11 protein-coding genes and 1 tRNA gene are annotated in these 13,427 nt (G+C 72.7%); 5 read left to right on the forward strand and 7 right to left on the reverse strand.

Features of this window, described 5'->3' with window-relative positions; translation table 11 throughout:
* The 5 genes from eboE to CG719_RS01900 all read left to right on the forward strand — a co-directional run bounded on the left by eboE (position 1) and on the right by CG719_RS01900 (position 4,605).
* A complete protein-coding gene (gene eboE, locus CG719_RS01880; RefSeq protein ID WP_100566662.1) occupies positions 1-1,206 on the forward strand; it encodes a metabolite traffic protein EboE in 1,206 nt (401 codons plus the stop codon).
* Positions 1,203-2,624: a nucleotide pyrophosphatase/phosphodiesterase family protein gene (locus tag CG719_RS01885; protein WP_100566663.1), complete on the forward strand. Its 1,422-nt coding sequence runs from the start codon at positions 1,203-1,205 to the stop codon at positions 2,622-2,624. Before eboE ends, CG719_RS01885 begins: the two co-directional genes overlap by 4 nt.
* Complete coding sequence (locus tag CG719_RS01890; protein ID WP_376491652.1) at positions 2,621-3,778, forward strand: sugar phosphate isomerase/epimerase family protein; 1,158 nt, start codon at positions 2,621-2,623, stop codon at positions 3,776-3,778. Before CG719_RS01885 ends, CG719_RS01890 begins: the two co-directional genes overlap by 4 nt.
* A gap of 140 nt (positions 3,779-3,918) precedes the next feature.
* Positions 3,919-4,003: transfer RNA gene (locus tag CG719_RS01895), tRNA-Leu, on the forward strand.
* Positions 4,004-4,146: 143 nt separating this feature from the next.
* A complete protein-coding gene (locus CG719_RS01900) occupies positions 4,147-4,605 on the forward strand; it encodes a hypothetical protein (protein WP_234375370.1) in 459 nt (152 codons plus the stop codon).
* Positions 4,606-4,792: 187 nt separating this feature from the next.
* Here CG719_RS01900 and CG719_RS01905 read toward each other — a convergent pair whose 3' ends face one another.
* From CG719_RS01905 to CG719_RS01935, 7 genes are all read right to left on the reverse strand, one after another.
* Entirely contained in the window at positions 4,793-6,499 is a 1,707-nt protein-coding gene (locus CG719_RS01905; RefSeq protein ID WP_100566664.1) for a PucR family transcriptional regulator, read from the reverse strand.
* A gap of 26 nt (positions 6,500-6,525) precedes the next feature.
* Entirely contained in the window at positions 6,526-7,701 is a 1,176-nt protein-coding gene (locus CG719_RS01910) for a M20 family metallopeptidase (RefSeq protein ID WP_100566665.1), read from the reverse strand.
* 157 nt (positions 7,702-7,858) lie between these two features.
* Positions 7,859-8,629, reverse strand: coding sequence for an SDR family NAD(P)-dependent oxidoreductase (locus CG719_RS01915; protein WP_100566666.1), 771 nt, complete (start codon positions 8,627-8,629; stop codon positions 7,859-7,861).
* Entirely contained in the window at positions 8,626-9,666 is a 1,041-nt protein-coding gene (locus tag CG719_RS01920) for an alpha-ketoacid dehydrogenase subunit beta (protein WP_100566667.1), read from the reverse strand. Before CG719_RS01920 ends, CG719_RS01915 begins: the two co-directional genes overlap by 4 nt.
* Positions 9,663-10,631 carry a thiamine pyrophosphate-dependent dehydrogenase E1 component subunit alpha gene (locus CG719_RS01925; RefSeq protein ID WP_159024799.1) on the reverse strand — a complete coding sequence of 323 codons (969 nt, stop codon included), beginning with the start codon at positions 10,629-10,631 and terminating at the stop codon, positions 9,663-9,665. Before CG719_RS01925 ends, CG719_RS01920 begins: the two co-directional genes overlap by 4 nt.
* Positions 10,632-10,677: 46 nt before the next feature.
* The gene (locus CG719_RS01930) at positions 10,678-11,580 is read right to left on the reverse strand and encodes an allophanate hydrolase-related protein (RefSeq protein ID WP_100566669.1); all 903 of its coding nucleotides are present in this window, start codon (positions 11,578-11,580) and stop codon (positions 10,678-10,680) included.
* Between the two features lie 3 nt (positions 11,581-11,583).
* Entirely contained in the window at positions 11,584-13,368 is a 1,785-nt protein-coding gene (locus CG719_RS01935; protein ID WP_159024800.1) for a gamma-glutamyltransferase family protein, read from the reverse strand.
* Positions 13,369-13,427 lie beyond the last annotated feature (59 nt).

The raw sequence follows: 13,427 nt of genomic DNA on the forward strand, positions 1-13,427 counted from the left end.
ATGCGCTTCCGGCACCCCGACGGCTCCACCGTCCACCTCGCCTACTGCACCAACGTCCACCCCGCCGAGACCCTCGACGGCGTCGTGGCCCAACTGCGCGACCACTGCGAGCCCGTACGCCGCCGCCTGGGCCGCGACCGCCTCGGCATCGGCCTGTGGCTCGCCCGGGACGCCGCCCGCACCCTCGACACCGACCCGTCCGCGCTGCGCGCCCTGCGCGCCGAACTCGACGGGCACGGCCTCGAGGTGGTCACCCTCAACGGCTTCCCCTACCAGGGCTTCGGCGCCGAAGAGGTCAAGTACCGCGTCTACAAGCCGGACTGGGCCGACGCCGCACGCCTCGACCACACCACCGCGCTCGCCCGCATCCTCGCCGGCCTCCTCCCGGACGACGTCAAAGAGGGCAGCATCTCCACCCTGCCGCTGGCCTGGCGCACCGCGTACGACGACTCCCGCGCCGAGCAGGCCCGTACCGCACTGCTCACCCTCGCCCAACGCCTCGACGCCCTGGATGAGTTGACCGGCCGCTCCATCCGCGTGGGCCTGGAACCCGAACCGGGCTGCGTCGTCGAGACCACCCACGACGCCATCGCCCCGCTCACCGCGGTCGGCCACGAGCGCATCGGGATCTGCGTCGACACCTGCCACCTCGCCACCTCCTTCGAGGACCCGCACACCGCCCTGGACGCCCTCACCGCGGCCGGCGTCCCCGTCGTCAAGTCCCAGCTGTCCGCCGCCCTGCACGCCGAGCAGCCCCATCTGCCCGAGGTCCGCGAGGCCCTCGCCGCCTTCGACGAGCCCCGCTTCCTCCACCAGACCCGTACGTCCCCCACTCTCAACTCCGTTCGAGCGGGAGGGGCCCCCATCGCCGCAGGCCTGCGCGGAACCGACGACCTGGGCACCGCCCTCGGCGGCGACGTCCTGCCGGACTCCGCCCCGTGGCGCGCCCACTTCCACGTCCCCCTGCACGCGGCGCCCGCCGAACCCCTCACCTCCACCCTCCCGGTCCTCAAGGCCGCCCTCACACGGCTGGTCGGCGGCCCGCGGCCGCTCACCCGCCACCTGGAGGTCGAGACCTACACCTGGCAGGCGCTCCCGCCCGAGCTGCGCCCCCGCGACCGCGGCCGGCTCGCCGACGGCATCGCCGCCGAACTCGCCCTCGCCCGCGACCTGCTGACCGACCTCGGCCTGAAGGAACTGCCATGACCCGGCCCCAGGCACCGACACCCCTGCTCGTCCTGGACGTCGTCGGTCTCACCCCGCGCATCCTCGACCACATGCCCCACCTCAAGACGCTCGGCCAGTCGGGCTCGCGCGCCGCGCTCGGCACCGTCCTGCCCGCCGTCACCTGCGCCGCGCAGTCCACCTTCCTCACCGGCACCATGCCCGCCGAGCACGGAATCGTCGGCAACGGCTGGTACTTCCGCGAACTCGGCGACGTCCTGCTGTGGCGGCAGCACAACGGCCTCGTCGCCGGCGACAAGCTGTGGGACGCGGCCCGCCGCGCCCACCCCGGCTACACGGTCGCCAACATCTGCTGGTGGTACGCCATGGGCGCCGACACCGACATCACCGTCACCCCGCGACCCGTCTACTACGCCGACGGCCGCAAGGAACCCGACTGCTACACCCGCCCCCCGGCCCTGCACGACGAACTCACCGAGAAACTCGGCACGTTCCCCCTGTTCCACTTCTGGGGCCCCGGCGCCGACCTCGTCTCCAGCCAGTGGATCATCGACGCCACCCGGCACATCCTGCGCACCCGCCGACCCGACCTGACGCTCTGCTACCTGCCCCACCTCGACTACGACCTGCAGCGCTACGGCCCCGACGACCCGCGCTCCCTGCGAGCGGCGGCCGACCTCGACGCCGCCATGGCCCCGCTCCTGGACGACGCCCGCGCCGAGGGCCGTACCGTCGTCGTGCTGTCCGAGTACGGCATCACCCGCGCCGACCGGCCCGTCGACATCAACCGTGCCCTGCGCCGGGCCGGCCTGCTCGAAGTGCACACCCAGGACGGCATGGAGTACCTCGACCCGATGGCCTCCCGCGCCTTCGCCGTCGCCGACCACCAGATCGCCCACGTCTACGTGCGCCGCCCCGAGGACCTGGACGCCACCCGGGCCGCCCTCGACGGACTGCCCGGCATCGAGCGACTCCTCGACGACGAGGGCAAGAAGGCCCACCACCTCGACCACCCGCGCTCCGGCGAACTCGTCGCCGTCGCCGAGCCGGACGCCTGGTTCACGTACTACTACTGGCTCGACGACGAGCGCGCGCCCGACTTCGCGCAGCTCGTCGAGATCCACCGCAAACCCGGTTACGACCCGGTCGAGCTCTTCATGGATCCGCACGACCCCTATGTGAAGGTCAAGGCCGCGACCGCCGTGGCCCGCAAGAAACTCGGCCTGCGCTACCGCATGGCGGTCGTGCCACTCGACGCCTCACCCATCCGCGGCAGCCACGGCCGCCTGCCCGCGAGCGACGACGACGGTCCGCTCCTCCTGTGCTCCACCCCCCGCGCCGTCGGCGACCGCATCGCGGCCACCGACGTGAAGTCCCTCCTGCTCCACCTCGCCGGTCTCGGCCACGCAGACCCCAAGCCCGAAGAGAGGCACCCGTGAACGACATCCAAGCCACCGACCACGGCACCGACGAACAGCTGCGCCGCAGCCTGGGCATCGGCCGCCGCAGTTTCCTCAGCACCTGCACCGCCGTCGCGGCCGGGGCCATCGCCGCACCCGTCCTCGGCGCGGCCCCCGTGCTGGCGGCCCCCGCCGAGTCGAACGGCAAGGCCAAGGGCCACCTGCTCGTCCCCGAGGACAAGCGCGGCATCATCCTCTACACCGTGCGCGACGCCACCGGCCGCGACCCGTACTCCACCAGCCTGCCCTCCGGCTTCCGCGCCGTGTTCGAGCAACTGGCCCGGTTCGGCTACCGGCAGGTGGAGTTCGCGGGCTACGGCCAGCACGCCAACGCCCCCGGCGGCGCCAACCTGGAGAACGTCGAGGGCGCCCGGCTGCTGCGCCGCTGGCTGGACGAGTACGGGCTGCGGGCGCAGGGCAACCACGGCTTCATCCCGGGCTCCTGGCCGCTGACCACCGGCGACCTGGACACCTTCAAGAAGCACCTGGAGATCGCCAACATCCTCGGCATGCAGCACGTGGGGACCGGCAACGACCCCACCGGCAGCAACTACAAGGCCGACTGGGACGCCGCGGCGGAGAAGTGGCACGCCCTCGGCGAGATCGCCCGCCGCGCCGGGCTCAAGCTCTACACCCACAACCACGACGCCGCCTACGGCTTCCTGCTCGACGGCGGTCCGCTCGACGCGCAGGGCCGCCCGACCCGCAGCTCCGGCATCCGCAAGCTGGAGTACTTCCTGTCCATCACCGACCCGAAGCTGATCTGGCTGGAGATGGACATCTTCTGGGCGCACGTGGCCCAGTACAAGTTCCGCACCTACACCGACCACGACGGGGCCACCCGGCAGAACATCTTCGACCCGGCCGGGCTGGTCACCCGCCACAACAAGCGCTACCCGCTGTTCCACGCCAAGGACGGCGTCATCAACAACACCAGCGGACAGGGCTACGACATGGTCCCGTTCGGCACCGGCGTCATCGACTACACCACCTTCTTCACCCGGGTCGGCGACCCGAACTACCACCACCCGATGGTCGAGCAGGACAACGCCCCGAGCTCCACCGACCCGGCCCAGTCGCTGGAACACGCCCGGATCGGCTACCGGAACATGGCCGCGCTGCGCCGCAAGTGACGAACAGGGAGGGGCCCTCCCCGCGACCGCGGGGAGGGCCCCTCCCAGGGGTGGATACGCAGGTGAAACGCACTCCGAAAGCTTGGTATTGTTGTCCATGTCGCCGCGGGGAACGCCCCCGGTCAGGCGGCAGACACCTGGTCCGGGTGGCGGAATGGCAGACGCGCTAGCTTGAGGTGCTAGTGCCCTTTATCGGGCGTGGGGGTTCAAGTCCCCCCTCGGACACTCTCTGTAACGAAGAGCGAGGACCACGACCTTACGGTCGCGGTCCTCGTCGCGTTTCGGACACGGCCCGCCGCTGGTCGGCGACCTGGGCCCGCCTCAGCCGGGCCTGCCACTACCACGGGTACGAGCCGGCTTCCACGCACGTGGAGCTGTGTGCGTGGCGGGACGACGTCGAGCGGGTGATCAAGGCTTTGGCGCCCGGGCTGCGCACGGTCCCGCACCGGGCGCTGGTGCTCGGACCGGTCCTCGCCCAGGTGTGGCGCCCCCAGCCGGCGCTGGTGCATGCCCTGTCCGGGGTGCTGAAGGACTGCACGGTCCCTCAGGCCCGTACGTCGGAGCCGCCCATGCGCGAGACGAAGGCGGGCCGTCCGGAGTGTCTGGCCTGTGCGACGGGCCCGGACCTCGCGGACTGGCGGCGCATCGGCACCGCTCTGGGGCGGGCGGCCCTGCCGGCGAAGAAGAGGCCGGACGCGGTGGACGCCTGGGTGGCCCTGGCAGCGGCCCGGCACGGCAGCGCGGTCATTTTCACCACCGACCCCGCTGACATCCAGGCCTACCTGACGGTCCTCGCGCCGACGGATGTGCACGTGGTCGCCGTCTGACGACCGGGAACCACGATCCGCCCCGTCCGGATGGCCGCGCAGGCGGTGAACGATCCGTCGGCGGCAGGAGCAGGGCGCGGGGCTCGGCCTTCCCCTTACGGTCGGGGTGGCGATGGCAGCGTTGGCGCCGTCTTGTTGACCTGACGCAACGTCTCGACCGGCACCTTGGCGAGCTGCGGCGCGGGGTTCAGTCGCGGATGGCGTCCAGGGCCATCAGTGCCACCTCCAGCGAGACACAGACGTCCTCGGAGTCCAGGTCGACGTCGAGGATGCGGCTGACGCGGGTGAGGCTCTCGTACATCCAGGCGCGTGAGACATGGGCCGCCTCGGCCGCGGCGGTCTTGTTCCGTCCGGATTTCAGGTAGGCGTGCAGCAGCGGTACCAGCGACGTGCCGTTCTTCTCGTCGTACACCAGCAGGGGCCGCAGCTCGCGTTCGGCGAAGGTCTGCAGCCGCGCGTCGTCGCGCAGGAGCTGGAGGAGGCCGCGCAACCGAAGATCCGGCAGGCGGTAGTACAGCCGCCGGTCCGGCAGCCGGGTCGCGGCGTCGGCGACCTGGAGCGTGCTCAGGAGGGCGCGCCGTACCTCGGAGACGGAGGAGACGTAGTCCCCGACGGCCATGATGTAACGATTCTGCGGGATGCCTTGGTGGACCCGGGCCGCGAGCCGTTCGATCGTCGTCGAGGGGTCCTCGCGGGGCCCGAGCGAGACCAGTACACCGATCACGGTCTCCTCGACCGGGCCGACCAGCGCCAGCAGACCGAGCTCGCGGACCGCGTCGGTGGCCACCTGGGCGGTGGTGCGCAGGACGGACTGCCGGTCGAACGCGTTGTCGGGCAGCGTCTCGCGGGTGCGCAGGACCATCGGAAGGAGACGGCGGCCGTCGAGCGGCACACCGATGGCCCGCGCCTCCAGGGCGATCTCCGCGCTGGTCCGCTGGGGCGACAGCAGGCCGGACAGCAGGGTGCGGTGAGTGTGCAGGGCCAGGGTCTCCTGGTCGCGGGCGACCAGCCGGCCCAGGGCGAGCGTGGAGGCGGCCCGCTCGATGAGCATCGTCAGCCGGGGCGAGACGCCCGGCACCGACATCAGGACGAGCCGGCCCCAGTCCTCGCCGCGTGCGCCCACGGTGCTCACCAGCCAGCCGCTCTGCTGGTCGTGGGCGGTGCGGGTGGTGGCCTGGACGCTACGGGACCGGGCTTCCCACTGGCTGAGTACCTCCTGTGCGGGGAGTCCGGCGGTGTTGAAGGCGAGCACCTGGTGGGAGAGGTTCTCCAGTACGGCCGGACGGCCGGACATCCGGGCCGCCTGCCGCAGCACGTCCCCCGGTCCGGCCCCCTCGACCGCGAGTTCGTTGAAGGTCTGGTGGATGCGTTCGGACGCCTGCAACTCCTCGATCCGGTTCTCGAGGATCCTGCGGTGCACATCCTCGGTGATCTCCACGAACCGGGTGGTCCGCAGCAGGACGACCAGCGGCAGGCCGCGCCGCTCGGCAGCGGCCCGCATCTCCTCGGGCAGCGCGTCGTGGAACCGCGGCCCGAGGCCCACCACCACCCCGGCGGCTCCCACGTCGGCGAGGTCGTCGATGAAGCGGGCCAGGGACGCGTCGTCGGAAGGCAGCGCGATACCGGTCGTGAGGATCAGTTCGCCACCGCGCAGCATCGGCGCGATCGTCGGCAGCTCGCTGACATGCACCCAGCGCACGGGCGCGGTCAGTCCGTCCGCACCCGCCACGACCTCGGGCCGTCCCTCCCACAGCGAGGGGAACTCCAGCACCTGGGCCAGGGTGGGCAGCCCCCCGGCAGTGGGGAGGCAGCCGCCCGGACCGCCGTCGGCCTCGCCGTCAGGGCTTCCCGGGGGCTCGGCTCGGTGGTGTGTTTCCTCTCCTGTGTCGGCCATGCCCCTGGCACCCCTTCTCGGTGTTCTTATCCCGGGTTGTTCCGCCAATTGTCCACGAGGGTCCAGAGCACCCGGGCGCCGAGGTCCAGGTCAGCGAGCGGGACGTACTCGTCGGCGGTGTGGGCCTGGTCGGTCGCGCCCGGTCCGAAGACGGTGCACGAGGTGCTGCCGGTGAGCGCCGCCACCATGGAGGCGTCGGTGTACGCCTCGTGTCCGTCGGCCCCTCCGACCGGCACCGACTGGCCGGTGTGCTCCCGGTAGGCGGCTCTTATGCCCCGCACGATCCGTGAGTCGTCGGCAGCGCGGACCGGTGGGCGCTCGGCGCCGAGCGGATCGATCTCGTACCGTGCTCCCGGGTGCTCCTCGATCACGGCCGAGGCGACCCGCTCGACCAGCTCCACGGCGTGCGCGGGGGTCAGCGGGGGGACGATCCGGATGTCCAGGCCGGCCTCGCACACCGGGGGCACGACGTTCGTCGCCACCCCTCCACGCACGGTGCCGCAGGTGAAGCGCGGCCGGCCGAGCAGGGGATCCTCGTAGGGCAGTGCGGCGAAGACCGTCTTCAGCCGGTCCACGATCTTGGCCATCAGGTGGTTGGCGTCGATGCCGAGGTTCGCCCGGCCCGCGTGCGCCATCCGGCCGTGCACGCGCAGGGTCAGCCAGCGCAGACCCATCTGGGCGATCCGCAGCCGCATCCCGGTCGGTTCCAGGGCGAGCACCTGGTCGTCGGGGCGCAGCAGACCGCTCTCGACCAGGCGGTGCGCACCGGCCATGTCCGGGGCCTCCTCGTCCACGGTCGCCACCAGGAGGACGTCTCCGGCGGGCGGACGGCCACTCGCGGTGAGCGCGTCGAGGAGGTTGATCGACAGAGCCAGACCCGCCTTCATGTCGCAGGCGCCGCGCCCGTACAAGCGGCCGTCGGCCACGGCTCCGCCGAGCGGCGGGAAGGTCCAGCCCTCGCCCACGGGCACGGTGTCCATGTGGCTGAGCAGTACGAGCCGGGGGGCGGACCCCTCGCCGGGCACGCGGGCCACGACATTGTCGCGGCCCTCCGCCACCGGCATGCGCTCGGTGGCCACGCCCGCGTCGGTGAGCCGGTTGCCGACCCACTCGGCGCACTTGCCTTCGAGCGGTCCGGGATTCTGGCTGTCGATGCCGATCAGGGTGCGGGTGTCGGTGAGGACGACGTCCGGAGAGATCATCGCGTTCTCCTTGGTTCGGTGCGGCGGGCGCCGAGGACCGGTGGCCGGTCGGCGACCTGGTGCCGGATGGGCGCGGGACGCTGAGCCGCGGGGGTGGGGGCCGGTGTCAGGCGGACGGATCGGCCCGGTGGTCACGGGCCGGCTGGGCGGGAGCTGATCAGCCGGCCGGGGCTGGGCCGTCGACGACAAGGGTCTGGCCGCTGATCCCGGAGCTGTCGGCCGACACGAGCCAGGCACAGGTCCGGGCCACCTCCGCCGGGTCGATCAGACGGCGGAACGCCGAGGCGTCCGCGAACCGGGCCAGGACTTCGGTTTCGGTCGTGTGTTCGCGCTCCGCCACCTGCGCGGCCAGCCGCCGCAGCATGGGGCTGTCCACGTTGCCGGGGCAGACCGTGTTCGCCCGTCCGCCGTATGCGGCGATCTCCGCCGCGAAGGACTGGACGAAGCCGATCAGGCCGAACTTCGAGGCGCAGTACACCGACCCGCCCGCCTCGCCGCGCAGACCGGCGGTGGAGGAGAGGAACACCGCGCCGAACGGGTGCGGGTCCGCGGCCAGCGATCGCGCCAGGGCCTGCCCGGTGCGGAACGCCCCGCGCAGGTTGACCTCCATCAGCCGGTCGTACCGCGACCAGTCGGTGGTCGCCACCGGGCCCGTGTAGTTCACGCCCGCGGCGTACACGAGCCCGTCAAGACGCTCGCCGTCGCCGGCGGCGTCCCGCAGCATCCGCTCGACCGATCCCTGATCGGTCACGTCGACCGGTCCGGCCCGGTGGCCGGGGCCGGGCAGGTCGGTCAGGGCGTCCGACGGATCGACGGTGTCCACCGCCCACACCGTGTGGCCGCGCCGCGCTACCGCCTCGCACACCGCGCGGCCCAGCGCGCCCGCCGCGCCGACGACGGCCACGACGGACCCCGGCTGCCCGGTCACGACGCCCGCCCCATGTCCCGTACGGCCTGGGCGATCGAGGCCCGGCGCGGGACGACGGCCTGCTCGAGACTCAGAGCGGCGGGCACGGGCACGTCGGGCGTGCCGTGCCGGGCGACCTGGCTCAGCGCCCGTGTCCCCAGCCGTTCGACCACCCCGGTCACGACCTCGCCGCTGAGCCCGAACCCCAGGTAGTCCTCGTCCACGACCAGGAGCCGCCCGGTCCGTGCCACCGAGGCGCACACCGTGTCGAGGTCCAGCGGGACGACGCTGCGCAGGTCGATCACCTCGACGTCGACGCCCTCGCCGGCGAGCTCCTCGGCGGCGTGCAGGCTCTCGCCCACGGTGGCGCTGATGGTCACGAGCGTCAGATCGGAGCCGGGGCGGACCACCGAGGCCTGGCCGAGCGGCACCGTGTAGGACTCCTTGGGCACCTGCGCCCCATGGGTGAAGGTGCCCGCCTTCTGCAGCAGCAGGCCCTTGTGCTCGATGAACACCACCGGGTCGTCGCTGCGCACCGCCGCGGCCATCAGGCCCTTGCTGTCGTACGGCGAGGACGGCGCGACCACCTGAAGGCCGGGCAGGTGCGCGAACGTGCCCCACAGGCACTGCGAGTGCTGCGCGGCCGAGCCGATGCAGCCGCCCGCGGTCTTGATCACCATGGGCATGCCCACCCGGCCGCCGGTCATGTACCGGATCTTCGCCGCCGCGTTGTACACCTGCTCGAGGCAGACGCCGATGAAGTCCACGAACATGATCTCGACCACCGGCCGGTAGCCCTCCATGGCCAGACCCACGGCCGCGCCGGTGAACGCCATCTCGGAGATCGGGGTGTCCCGCACCCGGTCCCGGCCGAACGCCTTCTGCAGTCCGCGGGTGCTGCCGAAGACGCCGCCCTGCAGGCCGACGTCCTCCCCGAACACCACGACGCGGTCGTCGCGCTCCATTTCGAGGCGCAGCGACTCGGCGACGCACTGGGAGACGTTGATGTTCCGTACGTCGGTGCCGGCTCGGGCCGGCACCCCGGTCGTGGTGGTCATGCGCTCGGGCCTTTCGCGAAGACGTGGTCACGGGCAGTGGCGGGGTCGGGCATCGGGTCGGCGCGCACCGCGGCGAGGTCGGCGGCGATCGCGGCGGTCACCGCCGCCTCCGCCGCGTCGAGCTGCGCCTCGGTCGCCGCGCCGCGTTCGACGATCCGCGCCCGGGTCAGGGGCAGCGGGTCGTGCTCCTGGCGGCGCCGGTCCTTCTCGCCGGCGGGCCGGTACAGGTCGAGATCGCCCTCGAAGTGGCCCCGGAACCGGTAGCAGGTGGCCTCAAGGACGGCGGGCCCGTTCCCCGCCCGCGCGTGCGCGACCGCCTCGGCGAAGGCCTCCGCGACGGCCTCGACGTCCAGGCCGTCCACCCGCTTTCCCCACGCCCCGTACGCGGCGGCCCGCTCGGCCAGCGTCGCGGTGGACGTCGACTCGGTGAACGGTACGGAGATCGCCCACTCGTTGTTCTCGATGAGCACCACCAGCGGCAGGTTCCAGGCACCGGCCATGTTGAGGCTCTCGTGGAAACCGCCGGTGTTGGCGCCGCCGTCGCCGGTCACGCCGACCGCCACCGAGTCCCGCCCCTCCATCTGCGCGGCCCAGGCGTGTCCGAGCGCGACCGGCAGCGTCGCACCGACGATGCCCGTGGTGGAGAAGCGGCGCTCCAGGTCGAACAGGTGCATATGGCCGCCGTGGCCTCCGCACAGCCCGGTCGCCCGCTCGTAGATCTCCGCCAGCATCGGCCGTGCCGGAACTCCCTTGGCCAGCGCGTGCAGATGGCTGCGGTGCGTGCTGACCAGCGCGTCGTCGTCCCGCAGCGTGCCGATGAGCCCCGCCGCCACGGCCTCCTGCCCGATCCCGGTGTGGAGTTCGCCGTGGATCTCCCGGGTGGGCACGCCTTCCAGGCACGCCTCCTCGAAGCGGCGCATGCGCACCATCTCGGTGTAACGGGCCACAAGCGTGGGTCCGTCCATGATCTTCACTCCTCGTTCCTGGTCGGGATCGTCGGACTCGTCGGCACTAGTGGCACGGCTGCTCCTCCAGTTCGACGACGGTGCGCGAGGGCGTCCAGCAGTAGGCGGCCCGGCCCTCGGCGAACTCGGTGACCTGCCCGATCAGCTCCCCGCCCGCGCTGACGAGCCCGTCGAGCGCGGCGTCGAGGTCGTCCACCAGGTGGGCCGTGTGGGCGACGCCCGGCCAGACCGGCAGCCGGGGGTCGGTACCCGCGGGCACATCCCGGAAGGACAGCAGCTCCAGCCGCACCCCGCTCACCGGGGACACGCACTGGACCAGGTCGCAGCCGAGCCCCGGGATGCCGAGCAGACCGCTGATCAGATCCGTCATGCCGAGGGCCTCGAAGGCCACTTCGAAGCCCAGCACGCGCCGGTGGAAGTCGACCGCCGCGCCCAGGTCCGGCACGACCACACCGCTGTGATGCCAGGCCCAGGTCCCGGCCGTGCCCGCGTGGGCCGGCCGGGGGCGGGCGGCGGTGTAGGCCCGCCAGTCCCCGTACGCGGAGATGTCGAGGTGGCGTCCCTCGGCCAGTTCCCGCGGGTACAGGATGCCGTCCAGGGTGCGGCCGTCCGTCAGTTCGACCGGTCCCCGGTGGAGGCCCGGGGGCTCCCCGGCCTCCACGCGGCGCAGCACATCGGCCGGGACCCGGTAGACCTCGCCGGCCACCGAGACGCCCTGCGCGCCGTCCTCCTCCGGGGCCAGCCGGTACATCCCGGGATGCACATCGCCGATGGAGTGCAGCCGGTACCGGGGCACGGTGCGGGCCTCACCGAGGAATTCGGCGCCCGCGAGGTTGGGGTGCAGCGCGAGCCCGCGCATCAGGGTTCCGTTGACGAACAGGTCGGTCGTCGGTTCGGTCGTCGGTTCGGTGTACACGAGGTTCTTCTCCTGGAGGTCGTCGGCGGGCATCGGCTAGCGGGCCATGGCGTACGCGCTGCGGCGGGGGTCGGCGCCCGCCGCGAGGACCCGGGACCCGTCCGGGGGAGGCGGCACGAGATCGCCCACGGTCTGCACCGATCCGGCGTCGAACTCGTATGCGGGCCACGCCCGTACGTGGTGGCCCCGGGCGGTGAGGCCGTCCCGTACGGCCTGCGGGATCCGGTCCTCCACCAGCAACAGCCCGTCGCCGGACGGGTGCGGGTGGAAGCCCCCGGGATAGCTGGAGCCGAACACCCGTGGCGCCTCGACGGCCTGCTGGGCGGTCATCCCGAAGACGGTCTGGTTCAGGTACGCCTGGAGCATCGCCTGCACGATGACGTCGCCGCCCGGGCAACCCATCGCGGTGACCGCCGGTTCCCCGCCCGTGTCCTGCAGGGCGATCAGCGCGGCGGGCGTCACACAGGGCCGCTTGCCCGGGGCGATCACATTCGGATGACCCGCGACCAGGCGGCTCTGCACGCCGCGCGGGGAGCACAGGATGCCGAGGCCGGGAATGACGGGGGCGCCGTCGAGGGTGTCGCTGGGGGACGTGGCGAACGCGGTGCCCTCGCCGTCCATGACCACGACCGCCGTGGTGCTGCCGAGCCGCGGCCTGCCGTCGGGCAGCGTCGGCAGGTTGGGGAGCGCCCGGTGTCCGATCCTGGCCCGCAGGGCGTCCAGATGGCCGGGGGCGAGCAGATTCCGCGGGTCCACCGTGGTGTGCCGGGGATCCCCGAAGGCCCGCTCACGTTCGGAGAAGGCGAGCTTGAGGGCTTCGGTGACCAGGTGCAGGTACTCCTCGCCGTTGTGCCCGTCGGCCGGGAGGCCGCAGCGGTCCAGAATGCCCAGAGCCTGGGCGACGATCAGCCCCTGGCTCCAGGACGGGGTGACGTGCACGGTGCGGTCCCCGAAACGCACACAGGGCGCGACGGCGACATCCGCGGAGAACCCGGCGAGATCCTCCATCTCCAGGAACCCGCCGGCCGCCCGTACGAACTCGGCGATGCGGGCGGCCGGTTCGCCCCGGTAGAACGCGTCGTGCGCCGCCGTCAGCCCGCCGTGCCGGTCCGCCCCGGCCCGCAGCGCCGCCCCCTCGGCGTCGGCCAGCGAACGCAGCAGCGCGGCGAGGTCCCGCTGGACCAGCCGTTCGCCCGGCCGAGGAGTCCGCCCGAGCGGGCAGTACACCTGCCGGCTGGACTCCCAGGCCGCGAACCCCCGGCCCATCACGGCCAGACTGCTCGCGGTGCGCACATCGACGGGGAAGCCCTCTTCGGCCAGCGCGATGGCCGGAGCGGCGGCCTCGGCGAAGCCGATCGTGCCGAAGTCGCGCAGCGCCGTGATCCAGCCGGAGGGGGCACCGGGCACGATCGACGGGGCCCCGCCCAGCGGAAGCGCCCCGCCGTGCCGGGCGAGCATGGCGTCAAGGGTCGCCCCCCGGCCCCACACCCCGACCCCCGCGACGCTGTGCACCGTGTCCGAACCCGCCGGGCGGATCAGGATGGGAGCGATACCGCCGAAGTTCGCCATGTCGACCTGGACCACATTGGAGGCCAGCCCGGCTGCGACGCCGGCGTCCACCGCGTTGCCGCCACGGCTCAGCACCTCCGCCGCGACCTGGCTGACCAGGGGATGACCCCCGACGACCGCCCAGCGTTCACCGAGCAGTGTGGGGCGCATCGACTCGGGGCCGGGGAAGGCGCCGGGCACGATGCCGCCGCCCATGCCCGCCCCCTGCTCCGCCCCGGCGCCCACGGGTTCGAATCCCTGTGCGATGGTCATCGCGTTCTCCTTCCGTGCTGTCTCGTGCTGTGCACCGACGGATCGGCGCGGCCGGCTCG

Source organism: Streptomyces sp. CB01373 (assembly GCF_002803075.1).
Lineage (GTDB): Bacteria > Actinomycetota > Actinomycetes > Streptomycetales > Streptomycetaceae > Streptomyces.